Origin of the sequence: Stenotrophomonas sp. SMYL86 (assembly GCF_036320025.1) — a bacterium.
GTDB classification, from domain to species: domain Bacteria; phylum Pseudomonadota; class Gammaproteobacteria; order Xanthomonadales; family Xanthomonadaceae; genus Stenotrophomonas; species Stenotrophomonas maltophilia_A.
Genome location: NZ_JAWIRU010000026.1, coordinates 38775 through 63499 on the forward strand (window position 1 = coordinate 38775; position 24725 = coordinate 63499).

24 protein-coding genes are annotated in these 24725 nt (G+C 67.6%); 11 read left to right on the forward strand and 13 right to left on the reverse strand.

The window, feature by feature from the left end; all coding sequences use genetic code 11:
- Nucleotides 1-2: 2 nt before the first annotated feature.
- Entirely contained in the window at nt 3-224 is a 222-nt protein-coding gene (locus V3B64_RS20195; RefSeq protein WP_010486399.1) for an RNA-binding S4 domain-containing protein, read from the forward strand.
- A gap of 25 nt (nt 225-249) precedes the next feature.
- Here the strand turns inward: V3B64_RS20195 and ubiM are convergent, their stop codons facing one another.
- From ubiM to V3B64_RS20215, 4 genes are all read right to left on the reverse strand, one after another.
- The gene (gene ubiM / locus V3B64_RS20200) at nt 250-1428 is read right to left on the reverse strand and encodes a 5-demethoxyubiquinol-8 5-hydroxylase UbiM (RefSeq protein WP_329914813.1); all 1179 of its coding nucleotides are present in this window, start codon (nt 1426-1428) and stop codon (nt 250-252) included.
- 79 nt (nt 1429-1507) lie between these two features.
- Nucleotides 1508-1897, reverse strand: coding sequence for an MAPEG family protein (locus V3B64_RS20205; protein WP_032128357.1), 390 nt, complete (start codon nt 1895-1897; stop codon nt 1508-1510).
- An 11-nt stretch (nt 1898-1908) separates the two neighbouring features.
- The gene (locus tag V3B64_RS20210; RefSeq protein ID WP_032128358.1) at nt 1909-2454 is read right to left on the reverse strand and encodes a DUF4019 domain-containing protein; all 546 of its coding nucleotides are present in this window, start codon (nt 2452-2454) and stop codon (nt 1909-1911) included.
- A gap of 58 nt (nt 2455-2512) precedes the next feature.
- Nucleotides 2513-3676 (reverse strand): hypothetical protein, encoded by a 1164-nt coding sequence (locus V3B64_RS20215; protein WP_329914814.1) that lies wholly within the window; start codon nt 3674-3676, stop codon nt 2513-2515.
- 431 nt (nt 3677-4107) lie between these two features.
- Here V3B64_RS20215 and V3B64_RS20220 point away from each other — a divergent pair, with 431 nt between their 5' ends.
- From V3B64_RS20220 to V3B64_RS20230, 3 genes are all read left to right on the forward strand, one after another.
- Nucleotides 4108-5586, forward strand: coding sequence for an AlkA N-terminal domain-containing protein (locus V3B64_RS20220; protein ID WP_329914815.1), 1479 nt, complete (start codon nt 4108-4110; stop codon nt 5584-5586).
- Nucleotides 5583-6074, forward strand: coding sequence for a methylated-DNA--[protein]-cysteine S-methyltransferase (locus V3B64_RS20225; protein WP_012510484.1), 492 nt, complete (start codon nt 5583-5585; stop codon nt 6072-6074). Before V3B64_RS20220 ends, V3B64_RS20225 begins: the two co-directional genes overlap by 4 nt.
- A 422-nt stretch (nt 6075-6496) precedes the next feature.
- The gene (locus V3B64_RS20230) at nt 6497-7747 is read left to right on the forward strand and encodes an ectonucleotide pyrophosphatase/phosphodiesterase (protein WP_329914816.1); all 1251 of its coding nucleotides are present in this window, start codon (nt 6497-6499) and stop codon (nt 7745-7747) included.
- Between the two features lie 98 nt (nt 7748-7845).
- Here the strand turns inward: V3B64_RS20230 and V3B64_RS20235 are convergent, their stop codons facing one another.
- The gene (locus tag V3B64_RS20235) at nt 7846-8025 is read right to left on the reverse strand and encodes a 30S ribosomal protein THX (RefSeq protein ID WP_004150462.1); all 180 of its coding nucleotides are present in this window, start codon (nt 8023-8025) and stop codon (nt 7846-7848) included.
- 110 nt (nt 8026-8135) lie between these two features.
- Entirely contained in the window at nt 8136-8549 is a 414-nt protein-coding gene (locus V3B64_RS20240; RefSeq protein ID WP_008264835.1) for a MerC domain-containing protein, read from the reverse strand.
- 136 nt (nt 8550-8685) lie between these two features.
- Between V3B64_RS20240 and V3B64_RS20245 the strand changes: the two genes are divergently transcribed.
- The 5 genes from V3B64_RS20245 to V3B64_RS20265 all read left to right on the forward strand — a co-directional run bounded on the left by V3B64_RS20245 (nt 8686) and on the right by V3B64_RS20265 (nt 15259).
- Complete coding sequence (locus V3B64_RS20245; RefSeq protein WP_329914817.1) at nt 8686-10890, forward strand: TonB-dependent receptor; 2205 nt, start codon at nt 8686-8688, stop codon at nt 10888-10890.
- A 229-nt stretch (nt 10891-11119) separates the two neighbouring features.
- Nucleotides 11120-11686 (forward strand): TetR/AcrR family transcriptional regulator, encoded by a 567-nt coding sequence (locus V3B64_RS20250; RefSeq protein ID WP_010483118.1) that lies wholly within the window; start codon nt 11120-11122, stop codon nt 11684-11686.
- A complete protein-coding gene (locus V3B64_RS20255) occupies nt 11686-13359 on the forward strand; it encodes an MFS transporter (protein WP_121503867.1) in 1674 nt (557 codons plus the stop codon). Before V3B64_RS20250 ends, V3B64_RS20255 begins: the two co-directional genes overlap by 1 nt.
- Nucleotides 13360-13369: 10 nt before the next feature.
- A complete protein-coding gene (locus tag V3B64_RS20260; RefSeq protein WP_121503868.1) occupies nt 13370-14530 on the forward strand; it encodes an HlyD family secretion protein in 1161 nt (386 codons plus the stop codon).
- A gap of 114 nt (nt 14531-14644) precedes the next feature.
- Nucleotides 14645-15259 carry a hypothetical protein gene (locus V3B64_RS20265; RefSeq protein ID WP_285303564.1) on the forward strand — a complete coding sequence of 205 codons (615 nt, stop codon included), beginning with the start codon at nt 14645-14647 and terminating at the stop codon, nt 15257-15259.
- Nucleotides 15260-15291: 32 nt separating this feature from the next.
- On the opposite strand, the gene V3B64_RS20270 is transcribed toward V3B64_RS20265, so the two are convergent.
- From V3B64_RS20270 to creB, 7 genes are all read right to left on the reverse strand, one after another.
- Nucleotides 15292-15783: a Fur family transcriptional regulator gene (locus tag V3B64_RS20270; RefSeq protein ID WP_004150412.1), complete on the reverse strand. Its 492-nt coding sequence runs from the start codon at nt 15781-15783 to the stop codon at nt 15292-15294.
- A 34-nt stretch (nt 15784-15817) separates the two neighbouring features.
- Nucleotides 15818-17221: a glutamate--tRNA ligase gene (gene gltX / locus V3B64_RS20275; RefSeq protein ID WP_329914820.1), complete on the reverse strand. Its 1404-nt coding sequence runs from the start codon at nt 17219-17221 to the stop codon at nt 15818-15820.
- Between the two features lie 153 nt (nt 17222-17374).
- Nucleotides 17375-18952 carry a M20/M25/M40 family metallo-hydrolase gene (locus V3B64_RS20280; protein WP_049399600.1) on the reverse strand — a complete coding sequence of 526 codons (1578 nt, stop codon included), beginning with the start codon at nt 18950-18952 and terminating at the stop codon, nt 17375-17377.
- A 171-nt stretch (nt 18953-19123) separates the two neighbouring features.
- Entirely contained in the window at nt 19124-19534 is a 411-nt protein-coding gene (locus tag V3B64_RS20285) for a hypothetical protein (protein ID WP_049399601.1), read from the reverse strand.
- A gap of 10 nt (nt 19535-19544) precedes the next feature.
- Nucleotides 19545-20864, reverse strand: a complete 1320-nt coding sequence (gene creD / locus V3B64_RS20290; RefSeq protein WP_329914821.1) for a cell envelope integrity protein CreD — start codon at nt 20862-20864, stop codon at nt 19545-19547.
- 81 nt (nt 20865-20945) lie between these two features.
- Entirely contained in the window at nt 20946-22406 is a 1461-nt protein-coding gene (gene creC / locus V3B64_RS20295) for a two-component system sensor histidine kinase CreC (protein ID WP_329914823.1), read from the reverse strand.
- 3 nt (nt 22407-22409) lie between these two features.
- A complete protein-coding gene (gene creB / locus V3B64_RS20300; RefSeq protein WP_329914824.1) occupies nt 22410-23135 on the reverse strand; it encodes a two-component system response regulator CreB in 726 nt (241 codons plus the stop codon).
- 35 nt (nt 23136-23170) lie between these two features.
- On the opposite strand from creB, the gene rlmJ reads away from it, so the two are divergent.
- Nucleotides 23171-24028 (forward strand): 23S rRNA (adenine(2030)-N(6))-methyltransferase RlmJ, encoded by an 858-nt coding sequence (rlmJ, locus tag V3B64_RS20305; protein WP_024958156.1) that lies wholly within the window; start codon nt 23171-23173, stop codon nt 24026-24028.
- Nucleotides 24029-24123: 95 nt separating this feature from the next.
- On the forward strand, nt 24124-24669 hold the full coding sequence (locus tag V3B64_RS20310; RefSeq protein ID WP_004150340.1) for a GNAT family N-acetyltransferase: 546 nt from the start codon (nt 24124-24126) through the stop codon (nt 24667-24669).
- The last annotated feature ends 56 nt before the right edge of the window (nt 24670-24725 follow it).

The window sequence follows — 24725 nt, forward strand, 5'->3', positions numbered from 1 at the left end:
CCATGCAGATTCTCGAATTCGACCTCGACGGTGACTACGTCGAACTCAAGCAGCTGCTCAAGCTGGCCGACCTGGTCACCAGTGGCGGCGAGGCCAAGATGGTCATCGGTGACGGACAGGTGCGGGTCGACGGCGAAGTCGAACTGCGCAAGGCCTGCAAAATCCGCGCAGGCCAGGTGGTCGAGTTCGCCGACAGCCAGATCCGGGTGCTGGCCGCCGGCTGATCTGAACGGGCTGATCTGAACCGGTTCAGGCCACGCGCTGGGTCAGGTGCGAGGCGATCAGCTGCCTGAACGGTGCCACGCCCTGTGCCAGACGCAGGCCCGCCGCGCGCAGCAGCCGCGCCGGGCGGCGGTCGTCGGTATACAGGCTGGCGATGGCATTGGTGGCCTCGTACAGCGGCCGCGACGCCAGCCGGTGACCCCGCTGGTAGCTGGCCAGCATGCCGGCCGCGGCAATGTCGGCACCACGTCGCTGCTGCGCGACGATGCCCTGTGCGAGCCGCTGTGCGCTGGCCAGTCCCAGGTTGAAGCCATGCGCGGTGACCGGGTGCATGCCGACGGCGGCATCGCCGATCAGCGCCGAACGCTCGCCGACAAAACGGTGCGCATAGACGCCGACCAGCGGATACGCCTGCGGCGTCGCCACCGGCTGCATGCGGCCAAGACGGTGTTCGAAGCAGGCACCGATGGCCTCACCGAAGGCCACCTCATCCATCGCCAGCAGCTCCTCGATCTGCCGCGGCGGCAGCGTGATCACCGCCGATGCCTGGCCCTCGTTGAGTGGCAGCAGCGCCATGGTGCGGCCGTAGCCGAACCATTCCCAGGCAGTGTGGTGATGGTCGCGCTCGACCTGCATGCGGCACACCAGCATCGACTTGCCGAAGTCGCGCATCTGCGCACCGATGCCGAGCATGCGGCGGGTGGCGGAGAAGCGGCTGTCAGCGGCGACCAGCAGGCGCGCGTGCAGTTGGCTGCCGTCATCGAGTGTGACCACGTGGCCCTGCGCATCGGCCTGCACGCCCAGCACCTTGCGCCCGTCGAACAGTTCCAGGCCGTCCTGCCCCTGCACGGCATCCCACGCCGCGCGGCGGATCAGATGGTTGGGCACCAGCCAGCCCAGCGGCTGGCCGTCGACCTGGCTGCTGGCGAAGGTCAGCGCGAACGGCGAGCCGCCGTTCATCACCTTGGCATCGCGCAGTTCAGCGACTTCGGCCTGCGGCAGGCGCTGCCACAGCCCCAGCTGCTCCATGCTCTGCCGCGAGGCATGGGTCAGCGCGATCTCACGGCCATCGAAGGCGGCCTCGGCAAGGGCCTGGCGCGGTTGAACTTCGACCAGCCCGACCTGCAGGCCGCTACCGGCCAGCGCACGCGCGAAACACAGCCCCGCCGGTCCGGCGCCGACCACCACCACGTCCATCCTGCGCATGCGCGCCTCCTGCCGTTGATCAGTCCGCGCCAGCATAGCGCCGCGCACCTGACCGGCCTTGATCTGGATCAGGCCGGGATCACAACAACGCGAACACCAGCGCCAGGATCGACAGCAGCGACACTGCCCAGACCAGGCTGCGCACGTAGGGCACGCCCGCGGCATACAGCGGCAGGTAGACCACGCGCGCCCAGAAGTAGGCCTGCGCCGCCAGCGCCGTGGTGTCGTTGCCGCGCCCGGCCACCACCACTGCGATCGCAGCAGCGGCAAAGAACGGGAAGGTCTCCAGGAAGTTGGCCTGGGCCCGCTGCAGGCGACCGGCCAGCGGGCTGAGTGGCCTGGCTTCGCCATCACGCGCCGAGGCATTCCACTTCATCCCGCGCTCGCGGGTGACCACGGTGGAGGTAGCGAAGATGTAGACAAAGCCCAGCAGCACCGACCAGGCCAGCATCGTCAGTTCAGTTGCCATCGATCATCTCCTCAGGGTGCCGACGCACGCAGGCTGTAACCGGCCAGGCGCCACACCTGGTCCTCGTCGAAACGGAACGAGACGAGCTCGCGTACCGGCTGCGCGCTGTTGGCGAAACGGGTCGGGAAGCTGACGTTGATGTACAGCCCCTCCGGCACCGCGGCACCGGCGCTGTACTTGACCCGGGTGATGGTCGGCTGGCCACGCCCGGCCAGCGCGCCCAGGCGCGTGCGCTCGGCAGTCAACTGACTGACGAAGGCGGCCTTCGGTACTGCACGGCGCGCGACGGCCGAAGCGCCATCCCACAACTCGCCTGCGCGGTTGGCATCGACCAGCTGCGCCGCCTTCACTGCGGCCGCGCCCATTTCCGCATCCTGCTTCTGCACCTGCGCCTGCTGCGCGGCAGTCAACGCCGGAGCGCCGGCCGTGGCCGGTTTCGCAGCCGCCGGCGATGCCGGTGCGGGGCGCGCGGGTGCCGGTGCAGGCGTGGCCGGCGCGGGTGCCTGCGCCAATGCGGTCAGGGGCAGCAGGGACAGCAGCAGGAGCACGCGCTTCATGGACACCGCCGGTTCTCGGGAAAGAACCGCAGTCTACGCCAGCGCGGTGAGCTGTTCGTCAGCGCGCGTGGGCGCTGCCTTCCACCGCTGCGGCATCGGCCTGCGCGGCAGGCGTGCCGGCGTCTGCTGGCGCCTGTTCGGCCACCGGCGGTGGCTCCGAAGGCACAGGCGGCAGCGTTGCCACATCGATCTCCGACAGCGGGCTTTCTTCCGGGCACACCGCATCGGGGAAGCCGAAGCGCTGCTTCAACGCCTGGCCGCAGCTGTTGATCGATTCCATGTCGGCGCCTTCGTGCTTGCACTGCTGGTCGAAGGCGATCAGGAACGCGTCCTTGCGCTGCACGAAGTCGTCACCACAGGCACGCATCTGCTTGATCCGCTCCAGGTCGTCCTGCACCGCGTTGGTGCCGTCCAGACCGTACTGGCGTAGTTCGTCCGGCGTCAGCAGGCGCAGGCTGCGGTTGGGCACCGTCATCATCAGGTCGGCCACGCCCACCGCCACGCCGTTGCGCTGCAGATAGTCCTTCACGTTGTCGTAGACCTCGTGCAGCTCGCGGTTGAGCTCGGCGCGCGAGGTGGCCTTGGAACTGATGCGCATCATGCGGTGGATGCCGACCTTGCCCGACAGCAGCCGGTTGTCACCGGCGGCCAGCACGAACACGCAGGCGCTGTGGCAGATCGAGCCTTCGCGCACCCAGATGGTCCAGCCCGATTCACCGATGCTGTCACCGGCGACGATCGCCGATTCCACCTGGCCGCCGCTGGAGTCCAGATCAAGGATGCGCTTGTGGATCTTCTGTTCATCGGCGACCACGGCAAGTCGCCACATCATTTCGGCGAAGCCCGGATTGATCTTGCCGGCGTAACGCACACGCATCAGGCCACGCTCGGCACACGGCGCCAGGGCCTGGGCAATCTGCTCGCGCTGCAGGCCCTCCAGCTCGACGCCATCGCCCGCCTCACCGGCGTACTCGGTACTGCAGCTGACCCAGGCGCGGCCATTCTCCAACTGCGCCTGCGGCCAAGGCCGATCCGCCCGGCTGCGCGGCGGCGCCGGCGGTGGCGGTGCGTCAGCCGCATTGATCGACACCATGTTCTCGCCATCACTGGCCGGCGCCCGCGCCGCCTTGTCGGCAGCGGTCACATTGCCCGGATTCTCCAACTGACTGCAGCCCGCCAGGGCCAGGCACAACAGGGGCAACCAGCGGAATTTGGCGGACATCGGGCAACCGGGATTCATGGGAGCAAGAGCCACAGTCTACCCGCCCAGGCCGCGCATTCAGCGCGTGGCACTGAACCCCCTCTGACCCTTGGGAAAAAGCGTGTCGACCAAGGTCGACACCTACCAACAGCAAAAGCGTGCCGACCAACGGTCGGCACCCACCAACTGCAGCGATCAACTGTCAGAGGTGGGGCGGTGTGGGCTGACAGGACCGTTGGCGCCATGGATGGCGCCCTCGAGCCCCCATGGACGGGTTTACGGCGTGTCCTGACAGCCCACACCGCCCCGCCATCCCACGGACTGCCAGCTTTTGATTGAGACGTTGACGTTGACGTTGCGGGTGCAGGGCTGCAAGCCCTGCCAGAACCCCCTCCAGCATCCATGTCCGAATCCGGCGAGTATCCCCGCCCTCACACGCCTAGACTGGCGCCATGGACACCGCCCTCGCCCTCGACACCGCCGCCTGCGACCGCGCCCGCCTGGCCCGCGACGCACGCTTCGACGGCGTGTTCTACACCGCCGTGCGCAGCACCGGCATCTATTGCCGCCCCGTGTGCCCGGCACCGCCACCGAAGCCGCGCAACATCACTTACTACCCGACTGCGGCCGCTGCTGCGGCAGCCGGTTATCGCCCGTGCCTGCGGTGCCGCCCCGAGCTGGCACCGCAGGCGCAGCAGGCACTGGCCGGGCAGACCGTGCAGCGCGCACTGGCCCTGATCCATGGTGGCTTCCTGCAGGAACAGCCGGTAGCCGACCTCGCAGAGAAGATCGGACTCAGCGCGCGCCAGCTGCAGCGCCTGTTCGTCGAACATCTGGGCGCAACGCCAGGGCAGATCCACGCCACCCATCGCCTGCTGCTGGCCAAGCAGCTGCTGACCGAGACCACGCTGCCGGTGACCGACGTCGCGCTGGCCGCCGGCTACAACAGCCTGCGTCGTTTCAACACGGCCTTCCTGCAGGGCTGCGGCATGGCGCCGACCGCACTGCGTCGCCAGCACCAGCCGCTGGCCGCCGACGATGGCTGCCTGGTACTGCGTCTGGCATACCGGCCACCGCTGGATTTCCCGCGCATGCTGGCCTTCCTGCGCAAGCGCAGCCTGCCCGGCATCGAGCTGATCGGCGAAGACAGCTACCAGCGCGTGCTCGGCACACCCGAGCGCCCCACCCTGCTGCGCGTCACTGCCGACCCCAAGCGCCCGGAACTGCGCCTGCAGCTGGGCGCGGTCGATCCGCGCCTGATCCCCGACATCGTCCGCCGTGTGCGTCGCGTATTCGATCTGGATGCCGACCTGCAGCAGGTCCACGCCGCACTGGATGAGGAACCCTTGCTGGCGCGTGGCATAGCCGAGCGCCCCGGGCTGCGCGTCCCCGGCGGCTGGGATGGCTTCGAGGTGGGCGTACGCGCCGTGCTCGGACAGCAGGTCAGCGTGGCCGCGGCCACCACCTTCGCGCGGCGGCTGGTGGATGCCTATGGCGCGCACCTGCCGGGCATGCCGCCGGAATTCGATCGCCAGTTCCCGGCCCCCGAGCTGCTGGCAGAAGCGCCACTGGAATCGATCGGCCTGCCACGCAGCCGCGCCGCCACCGTGCGTGCGCTTGCCGCCGCCTGTGCCAGTGGCGCGCTCGACTTCGGCCCGGGCCAGGCGCTGGAAGAGTTCGTTTCCCGCTGCGTGGCACTACCCGGCATCGGTCCGTGGACCGCGCAGTACATCGCCTTGCGCGGGCTCGGCCAGCCCGATGCTTTCCCCGCCGGCGACCTGGTACTGCAGCAGGTGCTCGGCCATGCGCAGGGCCAGCGCCTGAGCGAACGCGCGACCGAAGCGCGCTCGCAACCGTGGCGCCCTTGGCGCGCCTATGCCGTGCTGCATCTTTGGCACCTGTCCGGCACTTTCGTTGGAGAACCGACATGACCCTGTTGTTCGACCGTTTCGATAGCCCGATCGGCGTGCTGACCATCGCCGGTGACGAGCGTGGCCTTTCCCATGTGCTGTTCCCGGAAAACCGCCACCCGGCACGCGGCCGCGACGACTGGCACTACGCGCCGGATGCGCTGCCGGAAGCGCGCGAGCAGCTGCTGCAGTTCCTGCACGGTGAACGCAGCAGCTTTGACCTTGAGCTTGCGCCACGCGGCACGCCGTTCCAGCTGCGCGTGTGGCAGGCGCTGGCTCTGATCCCGTTCGGCCAGACCTGGAGCTACCTGCAGCTGGCGCAGCATCTGGGCCAACCCAGTGCGACCCGCGCCGTCGGCGCTGCCAATGGGCGCAATCCCCTGCCGATCATCCTGCCCTGCCATCGAGTGATCGGCAGCAACGGCGCGCTGACCGGCTTTGGTGGCGGCCTGGAAACCAAGGCCGCACTGCTGCGACTGGAACAACGCCAGGCACCGCTGTTCGCCTGAGAGGGCTGGCCGGGCTGCGCCCGGCACCCGCAGAGGCTAGAGCAACAGCAACAGCGGGCTTCCTGCGCGGAGGCAGGATGGGTCCGGTTGCAGGGGACGCTGCAAGTACGTCCCTGTAAGCTCGGTCGCGCCATCCATGGCGCTCACGCCCCTGCAACCGGACCCACCCCGCCTTCGACAGGTTCCTGCGATCTGTCGGGACGGCGCACTACGCGGCTGCTGGTAGGTGTCGACCTTGGTCGACACGGTAGATCCACGCCATGCATGGATGGAAGCATCAGGAATATGTCTGGAGAAAAACCCCCTTCTTGTTGAAGGGGGCGCGCCGACAGGCGCGGGGATAAGGAAAAATGCGCGGACACGCTGCGCCCTTCGGCGCAGCGTGTCTTGGGCGCGTCATTGCACCGGCTTATCATGGGCGGATGACTTCCGTACGCCTGACCTGCGCGCTGGCGCTGCTGCTGCCATTGGCCGCCTGCACCACCGCGCCCGCCCCTTCCGCCTCCGCTCCCACCGCTGTCGCTGCGGCTGCGCCGCCGAAGCTGCTGCTGATCTCGATCGACGGCCTGCGCGCCGATGCGCTGGACCGCGGCCTGACCCCCAACCTGCAGCGCCTGATCGACGGCGGCGTGCGTGCACGCTGGATGACCCCGTCCTATCCGTCGCTGACCTTCCCCAACCACTACACCATCGTCACCGGCCTGCGCCCGGACCACCACGGCATCGTCAACAACAGCATGGACGATGAAGCCCTAGGCCGGTTCGAGCTGAACAACCGTGAGGCGGTCACCACCAGCGGCTGGTGGGGCGGCGAACCGATCTGGGTCGGCGCCGAGAACGCCGGGGTGCGTTCGGCCACCACCTCGTGGCCGGGCAGTGAATCGGAAATCCGTGGTGTGCGCCCAAGCCAATGGCGCGTGTACGACGGCAAGGAACCGCTGGAACAACGCGCGGGCATCGTGCTGGACTGGCTTGCACAGACCGATGCCGATGCCCCCCGCCTGACCACGCTGTACATGGAGCACGTGGACAAGGCCGGCCACAACTACGGCCCCGAATCGAAGCAGTACGCCGACGCCATCGTGCGCGCCGACCAGATCGTCGGCCAGGTGCTCGATGGACTGCAGCAGCGCGGCCTGGCCGCGACCACCAACGTGATCGTGGTCTCCGACCATGGCATGGCCAGCGTCCCGGTCGGCCAGGTGATCTCCACCGAATCAATGGCCGCCCCGGCCATCGCGCGCAACGTCAGCCAGGGCCAGTCGGTGGGTTTTGCGCCGTTGGCCGGTCACGAAGCCGCCGCCGAGCGCGCCCTGCTCGGTCGTCACGACCGGTATGAGTGCTGGAAGAAAGAGAATCTGCCGGCGCGCCTGCACTACGGCACCCACCCGCGCATTCCCGCCATTGTCTGCATGATGGATGAAGGCTGGGATGCCCTGCACCAGGAGAAGATCGCCAAGCGAGACCATCAGGATCGTGGCTCGCATGGCTACGACAATGCCCTGCCCTCCATGCGCGCGGTATTCGTGGCCAGCGGCCCGTCGTTCCGCCAGGGCCTGGTGATCGATGGCTTCGACAATGTCGACGTCTACCCGCTGCTGGCGCACCTGCTGCAGGTGCCGGCTGCACCGAACGACGGCAATCCGGAAACGCTGAAGAAAACCCTGCGCTGATCCGGTTGTAGAGCCGAGCCCACGCTCGGCTCGCCGGACAGGCATAAAAAAACGCGGCGCCAGGCGCCGCGTTTTTCGTTGAACCGGTCTGGGCCGGATCAGGCCTTGGCGACGGCCTTCTTCGCCACAGCCTTCTTCGCCGGAGCCTTGGCCACGGTCTTCTTGGCAACCGGAGCGGCGGCGCCTACGGCGACCTTGCTCGCGGTGTGCGAACGGGCGTTGCCGTAGCTGGCGTTGTAGCGCTTGCCCTTGGCGGTCTTGCGGTCACCCTTACCCATGTCTTCAACTCCTCAAATGTGAAATCTGGTTACCCCGTACTGACACGGGTTCGGCGGGGCCGCCTTGCTGGGCGCCCCCGCGCACGATCGAAAATCCTATCACGGAGCGCCTAGTGCGCGCAGCTGGCGTCGTGCACGTGACCGTGGTTGAGGCGCAGGTTGACCAGATGGGCGACCCCCACCAGCAGGCCGCCGATGGTCATCACCACCGCGTGTGGCACCGCATTGTGGTGCAGCGGGTCGTACAGCACGCCGGCCCACAACGCGACCAGGCCGGGAATCAGGAAGCCCAGCGCACGCAGCGCACCGTGCCGGCGGTAGCCCCAGACCAGGCTGAACAATCCGAGCAGGGTGACGAACACCACCAGCGCCTGTTCCACCCCATCGCTCAGCCAGAACGACAGGCCCAGCGACGGCGCCGCGGCCAGCAGCACGGGGATCACCGCGCAGTGCACCGCGCACAGCATCGAACCAGTGGCGCCGAAACGGTCGAGCAGGTGGCGCAGGCGTGAGGACAGGGACATGACTTCCAGCAGGGTCGGCGAATCGTTATGGAATAATATAACATCTGTTCCCGACCCGCACGGTTTCCCTCCCCCTGTCCCGCTGACGGGATACGTGCGCCCAGCGATTGATACACTGTAACAAAGGACCCGCTCCATGCCCGCCCACACCCCGCGGTTGAAGCCGCATTCCCTCGCTCTGGCCCTCGCCGCCCTGCTGCCTTCGGTTGCCTTTGCCGCCGGCGATGACAGCGCTCATCGTGACCGCCACCTGACTGAACTGTCGTCGGTGCAGGTCACCGCGTCGCCACTGCAGGGCGATGCCGAATCGCTGGCGCGCCCGGTGGAGGTACTGGCCGGCGAACGCCTGGACGAGCAGAAGGCCGGCACCCTCGGCGATACCGTGGCAAAGCTGCCGGGCGTGCAGAGCACGTTCTTCGGCCCCGGCGTCGGCCGCCCGATCATCCGCGGCCAGGAAGGCCCGCGCGTGGCCGTGCTGTCCAATGGCATGGGCAACATGGATGCCTCCACCGTCAGCGCCGACCATGCGACCAGCATCGAGCCGTTCCTGGCCGACCAGATCGAAGTACTGAAGGGCCCGGCCACGTTGCTGTTCGGCAGTGGCGCCATCGGTGGCGCGGTCAATGTGGTGGATGGCCGCATCGCCCGCGAGCTGCCGGAGCGCCCGCTCAGCGGCCGCGCCGAGCTGCGCGGCAATTCGGTGAACAACGAGCGCAGCGGCATGTTCCGCCTCGATGGCGTCAGCGGCAATGTCGTGCTGCACGTGGATGGCCTGGTCCGCAACGGCGACGACTACCGCATTCCCGGCTATGCAGTGATCGACAGCCTTGAAGACCATCACGATCACGACCATGAGCACGCGGGCGAGGAAGGCGAAGAGCCGCGCCGCGGCCGCCTCGACAACAGCTCGATCCGCACCCGCGCCGGCGGCGTCGGCGCGACCTGGCTGGGCGACGGCGGCTACTTCGGCGTATCGGCCAGCACCTATCGCACCAACTACGGCATTCCCAATGGCGCGCACGTGCATGCCGATGGCGATGATCATGGCCATGACCACGGCCACGACCATGGCGATGAAGAGGAAGGCGGCGACGAGCATGACGTGCGCATCGACATGGTGCAGAACCGCTTCGAGACCAAGGCCGGCATCTACAACCCGGTCTCGTTCCTGAAGAACATCAATGCACGCGTGGCCTACACCGACTACGAACACGTGGAGCTGGAAGCCGGCACGCCGTCCACCCGCTTTACCAACCGTGGCATCGAGGCGCGCCTGGAAGCCGTGCAGCAGCAGATCGGCGGCTGGGACGGCGCGTTCGGCCTGCAGTTCGGCAACAGTGATTTCGGTGCCAAGGGCGAAGAGGCGTTCGTTCCGGATACCGGCACGAAGAACATCGGCCTGTTCGTACTGCAGGAAAAGCAGTTCGGCCCGTTCAAGCTGGAACTGGGCGGCCGCCACGACCAGGTCAAGCTGGACCCGACCGGTGACTATCGCCGCCGCACCTTCGGCGCCACCAACCTGTCTGCGGCCGGCATCTGGAAGCTCAACGACACCGTCGACCTGCGCATCGGCGTGGACAGCTCCGAGCGTGCACCGACCAACGAAGAGCTGTATGCCGCCGGCGCGCACATCGCCACCCGCTCGCTGGAAATCGGCGACGCCAACCTGAAGACCGAACGCGGCCAGCGCGTGGAACTGGGTATCCACACCCACAGCGAACGCCTGGACTTCTCCGCGTCGGTCTACCAGACCAGGTTCAAGGACTTCATCTACCTGGCCGACACCGGCGTTACCGAGGGTCTGCCGGTCCGCGCCTGGACGCAGCAGGATGCGGTGTTCCGCGGTGCCGAAGCCGAAGCGCTGGTGCACCTGTTCGAAGGCGGCGCCGGTGACTGGGATCTGCGCCTGTTCGGCGACTACGTGAAGGCCAAGCTGGATGGCAGCGGCAGCCGCAACCTCGACATCGCCGTGCCGCATGGCGACCACAACCACAACTACAGCGTGGAGCTGGCCAACACCGGCTACCTGCCGCGCATCGCCCCGGCCCGCGTCGGCGCCGACCTGCGCTGGTCGAAGGACGGCTGGCGCGCCTCGGTCGGTGCGGTCCGCTACAGCCGCCAGAAGGATGTCGCCCAGAACGAAGCGCCGAGCGACGGCTACACCCTGGTCGACGCGCATCTGGCCTACCGCTGGGATCGCAACGCGAGCAACAGCTACGAAGTGTTCCTGGATGGCAGCAACCTGACCAACCGTGAAGTGCGCCCGCACACCTCGCTGCTGCGCGACTACTCGCCGCTGCCGGGCCGTGGTGTCGCATTCGGCATCCGCGCGTTCTTCTGATCGCGTAGTGGAGTCGGATCCCATTCCAGAGGAATGGGTTCTGACCCCAGCCTCAGCCCACGCATGGCGTGGATCCAATGCAAGCAGATCCGATGGGGGCCTTCTGGCCCCCATCTCTTTGTGCAGCATCCATCACGCATTCGTCACAAAGATGTGCGTACCACAACAAGCGGACAATCCCGTCACTCAAAGTCTCGCCAATCGGACACTTTTGTCCGAAAATAATTCCATGACTGCCCAACGTGCCGATGCTGCTGCCCGCCGTGCCCTCATCCTCGACGCCGCCGATCATGTGTTCGGCCAACACGGTGTCACCGCCCCGCTGGACCTGGTGGTCGAACGCGCCCAGGTGGGCCGCGCCACCCTGTACCGCAACTTCCCCGACCGCACCGCGCTGATCCAGGCACTGCTGCAACGTACGGTCGACCGTATCCGGCGCCAGGTCGAGCAGCTCGGCGACCGCGACGATGCCCTGTTCGAGGTGTTCGAAGGCATGGCCCAGCGCATCATCGATTCGCCGGCACTGGCCGATTACTGGCGTGCAGTCGATTCGGACGTGCCAGCCATGCGCACCGCGCGCGAGACCGTGCGCGATCTGCTGGAAGCACCGATCGCCCGTGCCAAGGCCGCCGGCCTGTGCCGTGCCGACCTGGAGAAGACGGATATTTCACTGATCTCGGGCATGCTGGGCGCGGCCCTGCGCGGCAAGACCCGCGACGAGCGCGCCCACCTGGCCGGGCGTGCCCTGCAGCTGCTGCGCGGGGGTCTCCAGGGAGCAACCAGCGAGGCCCGCTGATGGTCCAGCCGTATCTGAAGCCGGTTCCGGATTGGGAGGAGCACGAGAAGCCGACCATGCCGGGTTCGGCTTCGATGCCCTGGCATCCCCCCTATCGACGCGTGGCCTATGCACTGGTGTCGCTGCTGGTGGCGATCACCGGTGGCCTTGGCAATGCACTGGTCACCGCCAACCTGCCCTTCCTGCAGGGCCAGCTGGCACTGACGCCGACCCAGGGCAGCTGGCTGGTGGCGGCCTATGCAATGGTCAACGTCACGGCCAACCTGCTGGCCTTCAAGTTCCGCCAGCAGTACGGCATCCGCCTGTTCGCCGAGATCGGCCTGGGCCTGTACGCAGCACTGGCGGTGCTGCACCTGTTCGTTGGCAGCTTCGAGACCACGATGCTGACCCGTGCCGCCAGCGGCTTCGCTGGCGCCGCCTGTTCGACACTGGGCACGCTGTACATGCTGCAGGCGCTGCCACGACGGTTCACCGGCAATCTGCTGGTGGTTGGCGTGGGCCTCTCGCAGCTGGCGGTGCCGATCGCCTGGATCGTCTCGCCGGGCCTGGTCGATACCGGCCAGTGGCACCAGCTCTACTCGTTTGAAGCCGGGCTGGCCCTGTGCGCGTTCGCGGCAGTGGTGGTGCTGAAGCTGCCGCCCGGCATCCAGGTGAAAGCCTTCGAGCCGCTGGACTTCCTCACCTTCGCCCTGCTCGCCCCCGCCGTTGCCCTGCTGGTGATCGTACTGGCGCAGGGCTACACCCGCTGGTGGCTCAACACACCGTGGCTGGGCTGGGCGCTGGTCGCATCGATCGTGCTCTCCACCACTGCCTTCATCATCGAACACTACCGGCGCAATCCGCTGCTGCAGATCCGCTGGCTGTCGAAGCTGCCGGTGCTGCACTTCATCGTCGGCGCGTTCCTGATCCGCTTCCTGACCACCGAGCAGTCCTATGGCGTGGTCAACCTGATGCGCACGCTGGGCATGGGCCCGGACCAGATGCGCCCGCTGTTCGTGGTGATCCTCGCGGGCGTGGTCACCGGCATCGCCGGTGCCTCGCTGACGTTCGGCCCGAAGCGGCTGATCGCGCAGCTGCTGATGGCAATCCTGCTGCTCGGCGCTGCCGCCTTCTTCGATCAGCACCGCACCAGCATGGATCGACCGCACGATTTCTATGTCAGCCAGTTCCTGGCCTCGATCGGTGCCGGCATGTTCATGGGCCCGTTGATCATGCTCGGCATTTCCGCGGCGCTGAAGCAGGGTGTGGACCACATGATCACCTTCCTGGTGACGCTGTCGATCACACAGACGCTGGGCGGCCTGGCCGGTTCGGCGGTCCTGGGTACCTTCCAGCTGCACCGCGAGCAGCTGTACTCCAGTGCATTGACCAGCCAGCTCGACCCGGCCGACCCGGTGGTGGCACAACGCCTGCGCCTCCAGCAGCAGCTGTACAGCGCACAGATCACCGACCCGGTGCTGCGCAGCGCGCAGGGCAGCGCGCAGCTGGCGCAGACCACGCGCCGCGAAGCCAACGTGCGTGGCTTCAATGATGTGTTCACGCTGAGCGGTTGGCTGGCGATCGGCTTCCTGGGCTGGTTGCTGCTGCTGTCGCTGCGCACCGCCGTGCTCAAGCAATGGCGCAAGCGCCACCCCACTTCCCCCGCTGCGGTCACGCCGGCCGCGCCCCGCTGAGTCCTCCTCCATGCCTCCCGTCCCGCCCCGCCCCGACGACATCGACGCCGACAACGTCACTCCACCGCCGCCGACCGATGCGGCGCCTGCGCCCACGCCCGCGACACCGGCTGCCGCGCCGAAGTACCTCAAGCCCAGCGCGCGCAGCGTGGTGGTGATGGTGGTGGTGGCCTTGCTGGGCATTGCGCTGATCCTGCGCGCCTGGCACCTGTGGCCGTTCACCAGCAGCGTGATGGTGACCGACAACGCCTATGTGCGCGGGCAGATCACAGTGATGGCGCCACAGGTGAACGGCTATGTGACCGAAGTGCTGGTGAAGGACTTCCAGCACGTAAGGGAGGGCGAGCCGCTGCTGCGCATCGATGACCGCATCTACACGCAGCGTGTCGCCCAGGCGCAGGCAACGCTGGACAGCGCACGTGCGGCACTGGCCAACTCGGACCAGTCGCAGGCACAGAACCGTGCGCAGATCGCTTCGGCGCACGCCACGCTGTCGGCCGGCCAGGCCGAGCTGCAGCGTTCGCGCAATGAATTGAAACGCTACGAGGAACTGGCTGCGCAGCAACTGGTGTCGGTCAACGACCGCGACAAGTTCCGCACCACCCAGGCCTCGGCACAGGCCAGCGTGCAGCAGTCGCAGGCGCAGATCCGCATCGCCGAGGAAACGCTGGTGTCGACCCAGGTGGCGCGCAAGAGCCTGGAGGCCCAGGTGGAAAGTGCACAGGCACAACTGGAACTGGCTCGCATCGACCTGGCCAACACGGTGATCCACGCACCGCGCGACGGCCAGATCAGCGAAGCCAGCGTGCGCGTGGGCCAATACGTCGCCGCCGGTTCGCAGCTGCTGTTCCTGGTGCCTGACACGCTATGGGTGGTGGCCAACTACAAGGAAGGCCAGACCTGGGGCATGGCGATCGGTCAGCCGGCCACGTTCTCGGTGGACGCGTTCCAGGGCCAGGTGCTGCGCGGCCGCGTGCAGGAGATCGCGCCCGCCACCGGTTCGGAATTCAGCGTGCTGCGCCCGGACAATGCCAGCGGCAACTTCACCAAGGTGGTGCAGCGGCTGCCGGTGCGGATATCGATCAATGAAGGCCAGACGCTGGCCGCGCAGCTGCGGCCCGGCATGTCGGTGATCGTGCGGGTGGATACCCGGTCCAAGCCGATGGACTAGGGTGCAGGCTGCTGACTGCCTTCACCCCATTGATCCGCTACCGTTGCGGATCTGGATCAGGATTGCTGGAAGACGATGAAATTCACGACACTGGCCAGGCGGGCGGCCAAGGACATGCTGGAAGCGGAAGATCTGATCGCCTTCGTGCAGGAGCACGGCGCCGAAGGTGGCGAGGAGATTGAGCGGCTGCGGATACTGCACGGTTGGCCGGATGATGGCCTGCTGGGCGATGGTAGCCGGGTCGTACCGTTCGGCGGCTGGGCCAAGGCCTGCACCGCCTGGGGACGCCAGGGCGTGGAAGGTCTGCGCGATATGCTGGGTGACCCCCAGCTGGCAGTGTTCGCGCTCGGCACACTGGCCGATGTGAGTGGCCCCGCCGCCATTGCCATCCTGCTGGACTTTGCCGAACGCGCTGACTGGTCGCGTGCGGGCACACCGCGTGATCTGCCCTGCCAGGCGCTTTACTGCCTCAATACCGCGCTTTCAGGGAAGACCGGCGTTGAGGTTACACCCGGCATGCAGGCGTCGATGCTGCGTATCGCCAAGCTCATCTGGGACGCCAGGGTGCCCAATGTGCATTTCCTGGCGCAGGCACTGTATTTCGTGCGCCATGCCGACCCGGTACCAGCGCTCGCCTGGGTCGAGCAGTTGCGGGTGGACGACCCTGTACTGGTCGACGCACAGCGCAGCGTCCTGAAGCGTCTGAAAGAGCACGCCGCCCGGGACTGAGCGTGCGGCTCAGTCCGGGTATGCGCCGCGACTCAGCCCGCGCAGCGCGCGCAGAGGCCGTGCACTTCCAGGGTCTGCGCCTGCGGCTGGAAGCCCAGCTCCTTGGCGCGCTTCTCCAGCTGGGTGACGATCTCGCGGTCTTCCAGTTCCACCGCGCTGTGGCAGCTGTTGCAGATCAGGAACGGCACCGAGTGCGCCGCGCTGCTGGGGTGGTGGCAGGCCACGAAGGCATTCACAGACTCCAGCTTGTGCACGAAGCCATTGGCCATCAGGAAGTCGAGCGCGCGGTACACGGTGGGCGGGGCATCAGCGCCCACGCCCTTGCCGTTACGCACCCATTCCAGCAGCTCGTAGGCCTTGACCGGCTTGCCGGCCTCGGCGATCAGCTTCAGCACATTGGCGCGGATCGGGGTCAGGCGCAGCCCGCGTTCGCGCGAGACGCGCTCGACCACCGCCACGAAATCCGATGCGTCGTGGACGTGGTGGTGCGGGGCGGTACAGGCAGTGGCGGTCTTGGCGGGCATGCGTGTTCTCCGGTTCGGGCCTGGCAAGGATGCCTCAGGCCGTTGCTACCTTGGTGATGGCCACATCAATGCGTTTCAAGGCCTGCTCGCGGCCGGCCAGGTAAACGGTATGGGAAATGTCAGGACTGACCTGGGTGCCGGTGATGGCCACGCGCAGCGGCTGGGCCACCTTGCCCATGCCGATTTCCAACGCTGCGGCCGCGTCGTGCAGGGCGACGCCCACCGACTCGGCGGTCCATTCCGGCAGGGCGGCCAGCAGCTCGCGGGCCTTGCCCAGCGCCACTTCGGCACCGGCCTTGAAGTGCTTGGCCACCGCCGCTTCGTCGTACTCGGTCAGCGGCTGGTACCAGACCACCGCCTTCTCGGCCATTTCCTTCAGGGTCTGCACGCGTTCACGCAGGGCGATCACCACGTCCTCCGGGGCGGGGCCGGCGGCCACGTCCAGGCCCAGCTTCTGCAGCTGGTAGACCAGGTGCGGCACGATCGCGGCCACGTCCTCGGTCTTCAGGAAGTGCTGGTTGACCCAGCCCAGCTTGGCCATGTCCAAGCGCGAGGCCTTGGAGTTGCAGTCCTTCACGTCGAACAGGTCGATCAGCTCCTGGCGGCTGAACAGCTCCTGGTCGCCGTGCGACCAGCCCAGGCGGGCCAGGTAGCTCAGCAGCGCGTCCGGCAGGTAGCCGGCGTCCTTGTACTGCATCACGTCGGCCGCGCCGGTGCGCTTGGACAGCTTGGCGCCCTGCTCGTCGAGGATCATCGGCATGTGGCCGAACTTCGGCACCGGCGCGCCGATGCCTTCGTACAGGTTGATCTGGCGCGGGGTGTTGTTGATGTGGTCGTCGCCGCGGATGACCTCGGTGATGCCCATGTCCCAGTCGTCCACCACCACCGCGAAGTTGTAGGTGGGGTAGCCGTCCGGGCGGAAGATGACCATGTCATCCAGCTCGCTGTTGGCGATCTCGATGCGGCCCTTGATCAGGTCGTCGAACACCACCGTGCCTTGCAGCGGGTTCTTGAAGCGGATGACGCGGTTCGGGTCGTCCTTGCGCGGCAGGCCCAGTTCGCGTGCAGCGCCGTTGTAGCGCGGCTTTTCCTGCCTGGCCATGGCGGCCTCGCGCATCGCGTCCAGCTCTTCGCGGGTCTCATAGGCGTAGTACGCCTTGCCGTCGGCCACCAGCTGCTCGGCCACTTCCATGTAACGGGCGACGCGGTCGGTCTGGTAGATCGGGCCCTCGTCGTAATCCAGGCCCAGCCACTCCATCGCCTCCAGGATAGCGTCGATCGCGCCCTGGGTGCTGCGTTCACGGTCGGTGTCCTCGATGCGCAGCACGAACTCGCCGCCACGGTGGCGGGCCTCCAGCCAGCAGTACAGCGCGGTGCGGGCACCGCCGATGTGCAGGTAACCGGTGGGGCTGGGGGCGAAGCGGGTGCGGCAGGTCATGGACGGCTCGAGGAACGGGAATCCCCCGATTTTACCAGCCCGCCGCCCCCGACGGAAAAAGGGGACGGAGGGGATTAAGTCGCGATTGCCCAGTCGCTGGGCCTGCAACCGGGAAACGGAGGGGAGAAACGACTTAATCCCCTCCGTCCCCTTTTACGGTTCTACCTTGCGCGGGAAGGACTGCTCGCGCATCGCGGCGTTGTAGGCGAACGAGGCGACGATGGCCGCGGCCTGCTTCAGGTCTTCCGGTTCGGCGTGGTCCCAGGTGTCCAGGTGGCTGTGGTGGACGTTGGTGAAGTAGTCCAGCCGGTCCTGGATGAACTGGAAGCCCGGCAGGCCGATGCGGTCGAAGCTGATGTGGTCGGTGCTGCCGGTGTTGCGGGTGGCCACGGTGGTGGCGCCGACGTCATGGAACGGGGCCAGCCAGGCTTCGAAGATCGGCATCGCCGCCAGGTTTTCCTGTGCATAGATGCCACGGAAGCGGCCCGAGCCGTTGTCCATGTTGAAGTAGACCTGGAACTTGCCGTAGTCGCGGGTCTTCTGCAGCGCGCCGGTCGGCTCGCGCAGCGAGGCCGGCAGCGCCTTCTGCGCCGGATCGGTGGGTTCCGGGAAACGGCCGAAGTGCTTGGCCACATAGGCCTGCGAGCCGATCAGGCCCTGCTCCTCGCCGCTCCACAGCGCCACCCGGATGGTGCGCCTGGGCTTGGCGCCGGTGGCCTTGAGGATGCGCATGGCCTCCATCATCACCGCCACGCCGGCCGCGTTGTCGGCCGCACCGGTACCACTGTGCCAGGAATCCAGGTGCGCGCCGATCATCACCACTTCATCGGGCCTGCTGCTGCCACGGATCTCGGCCAGCGTGTTGTAACCCGGCTGGTCGGCCTCGTCGGTGAAGCGCGCAGCCACATCCACGCGCAGGCGCACGGTCTGCTTGGCCTCCAGCGCGCGCACCAGCGGATTGAAGTGCTCGCTGATCATCGCCAGCTCGGGAATGCCCACCGACTCACCGGCCTTGCGCGAGCCGCCGCCGGCAACGCGGATGATGCCGTTGTCCCAGCTGCTGATGCTGATCGAGGCCAGCGCGCCTTCTTCCACGAAGAACGCATTGACCTTGGTCGCCAGCTGCTGGCGTTCCTGGTACTCCTTGACCCGCTTCGCACGCTCGGCGGTGGCGTCCTTGTCCTTGGGCAGGGTGAACTCCTGCAGGCCCTCCAGCGAGGTAGCGTCGTGGCGGTGCGAATCCGCCTCGGTGCCGCGCTTGTACTCGCGCGCCTCGCCCAGCAGCAGGATCTTGCCGCGCAGCTTGCCGCGGTACTTCTCGATGTCCTCGGGCTTCTTGATCTCGACCTGCACCAGTTCGCCTTCAACCGGTCCCTTGGTGCCCGGCGTCCACGCCTTCGGCAGTGCATGCAGCGGCTGTACACGGTCCCCCAGCATCTCCACGCTGGCCGAGGTGAACTCCCAGCCGCGCCCGAAGTCGTCGAAGGCTTCGTCATGGACGTTGTCCAGCTTCCATTCGTTGAACTTGCCGCGGGTCCAGGCATTGGCGCGGCCCATCGCCGGCGAATTGGTCAGTCGCGGGCCGATGCGTTCGGTGAGGTAGCTGAAGGTGTCCATCACCTGCGAACGGTGGAAGGCCTCCTGGCGGATGCGGCTGACCATGTCCAGGTCCACCGGCTCGCGCTGCTGCGCGCCTGCATTGCCACCCATCGCCAGCGCTGCGGCCAGCATGCCCCACTTCAACACATCGCACCCCTGCCCTTCGGCTCGATCATCAACCCATCGAGTCTAGCCAGCAGGGGCGCGCCGATACCGTCCCATCGGTCATGGACAGCGCGGAAGCGTGCGAACCAAGGTTCGCACCCACAGGAGAGGTGGTTGGTTCGCACCTGCCACGCCACCTCATCCACTCCATCCCAGCCACAACTGCGCCCGTTCCGGCAGCAGCAGCAACCAGTGCCGCCGGTCGATGCTGCTGCAGCCGTACACCGCCGCATGCGCAGGCCAGTCCTCGGGCAGGCCGCCGATGCCGATCTCGGCCAGCGCCTCCGCCCCGGCCTTCCATGGCCGGTAGCGCGGCACCCTGCCGGCCAGCGCACCGCGTCCCTGCCGCGCGCCGTGCAGCCAGGCCAGTCCCTGGCCCTGCAATCCCTCGCAGGTCACCGCCGCCAGCTGGAAGCGGACCAGGCCGGGGGCGATCCGTGCCCCGGGCAGGGCCGCCAGCACGCCATGTGCCTGCAGCAGTGCATCCACTTCCAGCAGTGCCGGAATGCCCTGCCGTGCCCGTTGCCGCAATCCCTGGCGCCAGCTCATGGCGTACTCCTTACTTCAGTTCCGCGCCAAGCGCGTACCAGTCCACCCGGCGGGTCACCCACATCGCCAGCGCCAGGATCACGAACAGCAGCAGCGAACCCATCAGCAGTGCGTTGTTCTCCGACACCAGCAGGCCATACAGCGCGCCATACAACACGGTCAGCAGCGCAGCGAAGCCGAGGCCGCGCTTCCAGTGGCCCAGCACGTTGGCCAGGTACACCGCCTGCAGGCCGATACAGGCCACCGCCGAAACCAGGTAGGCCTTCCAGAACGCGATGTGCTCGGACAGGCTGATCAGCAGCAGGAAGAAGATCGCCAGCGCCAGGCCCACCATGAGGTACTGCAGCGGGTGGATGCGCAGCGACCTGATCAGCTCGAACAGGATGAAGCCAACGAAGGTGAGCAGCACGAACAGCACGCCATATTTCGAGGCACGGTCGGCCTGGGTGTAGGCATCGACCGGATCAACCAGCGACACCGTCACCGCCTGCGACTCGACCGCACCATCATTGCGCAGCTGTCGCTGTGCATCGGAGGCCAGCGAAGACACCGCCCAGCGCGCATCGAAGCCCTGTGCGTCGACGCGACGTTCGTTGGGCAGGAACGCACCGCTGAACGACGGATGCGGCCAGCTCGAACGCAGTGCGATCTTGGTGTCATCGCCCACCGGCACCACCGACAGCATGCGGCTGCCATCCAGGCGCAGCTCGAGTTCGACGGTGCTGGCAGCCAGCGTGCCGCCATGGTCTTCGGCGAATCCTGCCACCGGTGCATGCAGACCGCGACCCACCTCGCTGGCCGCACCAACCCCCGGCAGCAGGCGCAGCTGCTTGCCATCCACGCGCAGGTTCGGCGTACCGACCAGGCCACGCACATCGGAAATGCCCACCGCCACATACGGCTGGCCGTAGCTGCGGCCGGCCTTCACCGGATAGTCGTCTGCAGCGAACGTCGCCTTCATCTGGCCGTTCCAGCTGTATACCGGCACCTTGAACAGGCCGACCTCACGCTGGCTCGGCAGCATCTCGCCGCCCACCTCCAGCGACGCCGGCATCTGCAGCCAGTGCCCCTCGGTGACCTGCACCTCGGTCTTCTTGACGCCCAGCGAGTCGACCAGTTCAACTTCCTTGCGTTCCACCCACGGCACCACACGCACCGGCCCCACCAGGCGCTGCACGCCGGCGCGGCTGTCGGCCACCCGTGCAAAGGCCTCATCGCGGTACTGGCTGCGCTCGTTGATGACCCCGCGGATCATCATCAGCGGGATCAGCAGCAGCAGGATCAGCCCGCCGACAATGGCGAACCGCAGCAGCATCTTCAGGGATTTCATGGTCCATCCTCGTTGGAGAGGACTGCAGGATGGACCGCTGCGGTGAGCAGGGTTTGTGGCGAATTTGAAGCGAGTGTGAAGTCAGCGCCGCGGGCGCTGGCCCGGCACGACCAGCGGCAACCACAGGCTGGCCACGGTGCCGCCGCCCTCGCGGTCGTCGACGCTGGCGCGACCGTCATGCAGGCGCGCAACCTCCTGCACGAACGGCAGCCCCAGGCCGGAGCTGCGCCGGCCGCTGCCGGGGCGGGCCAGCGAGTAGAAGCGTTCGAATATGCGTTCGCGCGCATAGTCGGGAATGCCGGCACCGCGGTCCGCCACCTGCAGGCGCACGCCCTGCCCGTCCACCTCGGCCTGCAGCGCGATCTCCGCGCCGGCCGGCGAGAAGGCAATCGCGTTGTCGATCAGGTTGTGCAGTGCCTGCCGCAGCAGGTAGCCGTCGCCCTGCACCCGCAGGTCGGGCACGCTGCCGATGCGGACCTGCACGCCGGCCGCCTGCGCACGCACCTGCGCGGCGGCCGCCGCATCGGCCAGCAATGCCGGCAGCGCGATCGGGTCACGCGTCTGCAGCCAGCCGTGCTGTTCCACTTCGGCCAGCGCCAGCAGCTTGTCGATGGTCTCGGTCAGCCGCTCCTGCTGGTCGACGATGCTGCGCGCGAAATGCACGCGATCGGCTTCCGGCAGCGGCTCCTGCAGCAGTTCGGCGGCACCGCGGATCGCCGCCAGCGGGCTCTTCATCTCGTGCGTCAGCGACTGCACGTACTGCTCGACGTAGGCCTTGCCTTCGAGCTTCTGGCGCATCGTTTCCAGCGCCTGGCCGAGATCGCCGATCTCGTCGCGGCGGCGCCGTGGTGGTGGCACCGGTTCGCCCGCGCTGACCGCGCGTGCATAGCGGCTGAGCTGGCCGAGGCCGGTGGTCAGCCACATCGTCACCAGCACGCCGACCAGCGCCGACAGCCCAATCAGCCACGCACCGCGCTCGATGATGGCGCGCTGGCTGGCGGCGATGAACGGATCGATGCTGCGGTTCGGCTGGGCCAGGCTGAGCACGCCGATCAGCGTGCGGCCGTCGGCCGGATCATATACCGGCGCCGCCACATGCATCACCGTGTCGCCCTCTTCGCCGGCAATCTCGGGGCTGGAACGCGCGCCGTACTCACCGCGCAGGGTGCGGTAGACATCGTTCCAGCGCGAATTGTCGCGGCCGAGATCACGGCCCAGCGAATCGTAGATGACGATGCCCTTGGCGTCGGTGATGGTCACCCGGTAATCCAGCGAGCGCTTCGGGAAACGCCAGACCATCGCCTTCAGGTCGCGCTGCCGCGCCTTGGCCAGGTTGCGGGTGAAGCTGCCGCTGCGGATGGTGCCGTCCTTGACGTCGGCGGCGGCCATCTCGGCCAGCACGTTGGCCGCATCGACCAGGGTCGATTCCATCGCCTGGCGCACACCGGGCTTCACCTCGTTGACGAACACGCGCATCACGAAGAACGCGGCGATGCCGGTGATCAGGAAGAAGCCGAGGAACAGCTTCAGTACCAGGCGCATCGGCTAGACCTCCAGCGCGTAGCCGAGGCCACGGTGGGTGCGGATCGGGTCGTCGCTGGCACCGGCCGCGCGCAGCTTGGCGCGCAGCGTCTTGACGTGGGTGTCGACGGTGCGGTCGGCACTGTCGGCACTGCTGTCCCAGCCCCGGTCCATCAGCTGGGCACGGCTGAGGATCGCACCCGGGCGCTGCAGCAGCGCTTCCAGCAGTGCGTACTCATAGCGGGTCAGGTCCAGCGCCTGTCCGCGGAAGCGGATGCGCCGGCCCTCGCGGTCGATGGCGAACGCGCCATGCTCCTGCCAGCCCGCATCGGCGCTGGGCGCTGCGACGACCGGCGCCGCACGGCGCAGGCGTGCACGCACCCGCGCCACCAGCTCGCGCGGCGAGAACGGCTTGGTCATGTAGTCGTCGGCGCCCAGCTCCAGGCCGAGCACGCGGTCCACTTCGTCGTTGCGCGCGGTCAGGAAGATCACCGGCAGCTGCGCCGCCGGCCCCGGCTGCGCACGCAGCCGCCGGCAGACCTCGAAGCCGCCGAGATCGGGCAGGCCCACGTCCAGCACCAGCACATCGATATCGCCGGCCTGCAGCCGCTGCAGGGCCTCACCGCCCAACAGGCAGTGACTGGCGGCATAGCCCTCGCTGCGCAGCGCATAGAGCACGGTTTCGGCGATGGCGGCTTCGTCCTCGACCAGCAGGACATGGGCAACGGGAGCTGTCATGGCGCGCAGCATAGCCGCTGCGGCCGCCGCCCCGTACACTGCCGCCCATGAACTATCGCCACGCCTTCCATGCCGGCAACCACGCCGATGTGCTCAAGCACATCGTGCAGCTGGCCCTGATCGACAGCTTCAAGCGCAAGGACAGCCCGTTCTTCGTGCTCGACACCCACGGCGGCGCCGGCCGCTACCTGCTGGCCAGCGAAGAGAGCCGCAAGACCCTCGAGGCTGAATCCGGGATCATGCGGCTGATGGCCCAGCCCAAGCTGCCCGAGGTGGTCGAGCGCTATCTGAAGGCGGTGCAGGCCGATAATCCGGTGGGCGCCCTGACCAACTACCCGGGATCGCCGCTGCTGAGCGCGCAGGCGATGCGCGCGCAGGACCGCATGGCGGTCTGTGAGCTGCAGGAAGCCGAAACGGCCACGCTGAAGGCTCTGTTCGCCCATGACAGCCGTGTCGACGTGCGGGCGGGCGATGGCTATGCGCTGCTGCGTTCGCTGCTGCCGCCGAAGTTCAACGGCAGCAAGATCGGCCGTGGCCTGGTCCTGATCGACCCGCCCTACGAGGCCCAGGACGCCGAATACCAGGCCGTTCTGGCCGCCCTGGCCGAAACCCTGGCGCGCTGGCCGCAGGCCACGTGTGCCGTCTGGTTCCCGATCAAGCAGCGCCGCACCATCCTGCACTTCCTGCGCAAGGCCACCGCCCTGCCGGTCAAGTCGGCGATGACGATCGAGTTCCTGGTGCGCCCGGACGACTCGCCGCTGCGCCTCAACGGCAGCGGCATGCTGCTGCTCAACCCGCCCTGGCAGTTCGACCGGGTGGTTGGCCCGGCCCTGCCGGCGCTGCGCCAGCACCTGGGCGAACCCGGGGCCAGCACCCGCCTGGATTGGCTCAAAGCCCCCGAATAACGGCCTTCACGAGGCTGTACCGCCGTGAGCCTTTCGTTCACGGAATGCAGCCCCGGTGATGCCACAATCGATGGACCACCAAGGAATCACCCGGTATGGCCACTCGCAACCGCATGCCGCCCTGGCATGAGATCTTCAAGGCTCCCAGCGGCCACGAGCTGCTGATCCGCCCCATCCGCCCGGAAGATGGCGCGCCGCTGCAAGCGGCGTTCAGCCTGTTCGGGCCGGAAGAAATCCGTGATCGTTTCCTGCAGGCGGTGACCGAGCTGTCGCCGGAAACCACCCAGCGCCTGACCCACCCGAATCCCAAGACCGAGATCACCCTGGTCGCTGCCGAATCCCTGCCCGCTGGCGAAGCGGTGGTCGGCGCGGTCGCCCGGGCCTCGATCATCCCCGGTACCCGTGAGGCCGAGTACGCGATCCTGATCAGCCGCTTCCTCATTGGCCAGGGCCTGGGCCGGCAGCTGATGCGCAAGCTGGTGAAGTGGGGCCGCGGCAAGTACCTGGACCGCCTGTACGGCGACGTTGCCGCTGAGAACGAGCCGATGAAGCAGCTGGCCGCCTCGCTGGGCTTCAAGCCAGTGCCGCACCCGACCGGTGCCGAAGGCCTGGTGCGGATGGTGCTGGAGCTGGACAACTGACGGATGCGCCGGGCTCTGCCCGGCGATGCCTCCCGGTAGTGGCGGGCGCGGGGCGG

Coding starts and splice junctions, on each gene's coding strand:
- V3B64_RS20195 (WP_010486399.1), top strand. CDS start 3: ATGCAGATTCTCGAATTCGACCTCGACGGTGACTACGTCGAACTCAAG.
- ubiM (WP_329914813.1), bottom strand. CDS start 1,428: ATGCGCAGGATGGACGTGGTGGTGGTCGGCGCCGGACCGGCGGGGCTG.
- V3B64_RS20205 (WP_032128357.1), bottom strand. CDS start 1,897: ATGGCAACTGAACTGACGATGCTGGCCTGGTCGGTGCTGCTGGGCTTT.
- V3B64_RS20210 (WP_032128358.1), bottom strand. CDS start 2,454: ATGAAGCGCGTGCTCCTGCTGCTGTCCCTGCTGCCCCTGACCGCATTG.
- V3B64_RS20215 (WP_329914814.1), bottom strand. CDS start 3,676: ATGTCCGCCAAATTCCGCTGGTTGCCCCTGTTGTGCCTGGCCCTGGCG.
- V3B64_RS20220 (WP_329914815.1), top strand. CDS start 4,108: ATGGACACCGCCCTCGCCCTCGACACCGCCGCCTGCGACCGCGCCCGC.
- V3B64_RS20225 (WP_012510484.1), top strand. CDS start 5,583: ATGACCCTGTTGTTCGACCGTTTCGATAGCCCGATCGGCGTGCTGACC.
- V3B64_RS20230 (WP_329914816.1), top strand. CDS start 6,497: ATGACTTCCGTACGCCTGACCTGCGCGCTGGCGCTGCTGCTGCCATTG.
- V3B64_RS20235 (WP_004150462.1), bottom strand. CDS start 8,025: ATGGGTAAGGGTGACCGCAAGACCGCCAAGGGCAAGCGCTACAACGCC.
- V3B64_RS20240 (WP_008264835.1), bottom strand. CDS start 8,549: ATGTCCCTGTCCTCACGCCTGCGCCACCTGCTCGACCGTTTCGGCGCC.
- V3B64_RS20245 (WP_329914817.1), top strand. CDS start 8,686: ATGCCCGCCCACACCCCGCGGTTGAAGCCGCATTCCCTCGCTCTGGCC.
- V3B64_RS20250 (WP_010483118.1), top strand. CDS start 11,120: ATGACTGCCCAACGTGCCGATGCTGCTGCCCGCCGTGCCCTCATCCTC.
- V3B64_RS20255 (WP_121503867.1), top strand. CDS start 11,686: ATGGTCCAGCCGTATCTGAAGCCGGTTCCGGATTGGGAGGAGCACGAG.
- V3B64_RS20260 (WP_121503868.1), top strand. CDS start 13,370: ATGCCTCCCGTCCCGCCCCGCCCCGACGACATCGACGCCGACAACGTC.
- V3B64_RS20265 (WP_285303564.1), top strand. CDS start 14,645: ATGCTGGAAGCGGAAGATCTGATCGCCTTCGTGCAGGAGCACGGCGCC.
- V3B64_RS20270 (WP_004150412.1), bottom strand. CDS start 15,783: ATGCCCGCCAAGACCGCCACTGCCTGTACCGCCCCGCACCACCACGTC.
- gltX (WP_329914820.1), bottom strand. CDS start 17,221: ATGACCTGCCGCACCCGCTTCGCCCCCAGCCCCACCGGTTACCTGCAC.
- V3B64_RS20280 (WP_049399600.1), bottom strand. CDS start 18,952: ATGCTGGCCGCAGCGCTGGCGATGGGTGGCAATGCAGGCGCGCAGCAG.
- V3B64_RS20285 (WP_049399601.1), bottom strand. CDS start 19,534: ATGAGCTGGCGCCAGGGATTGCGGCAACGGGCACGGCAGGGCATTCCG.
- creD (WP_329914821.1), bottom strand. CDS start 20,864: ATGAAATCCCTGAAGATGCTGCTGCGGTTCGCCATTGTCGGCGGGCTG.
- creC (WP_329914823.1), bottom strand. CDS start 22,406: ATGCGCCTGGTACTGAAGCTGTTCCTCGGCTTCTTCCTGATCACCGGC.
- creB (WP_329914824.1), bottom strand. CDS start 23,135: ATGCTGCGCGCCATGACAGCTCCCGTTGCCCATGTCCTGCTGGTCGAG.
- rlmJ (WP_024958156.1), top strand. CDS start 23,171: ATGAACTATCGCCACGCCTTCCATGCCGGCAACCACGCCGATGTGCTC.
- V3B64_RS20310 (WP_004150340.1), top strand. CDS start 24,124: ATGGCCACTCGCAACCGCATGCCGCCCTGGCATGAGATCTTCAAGGCT.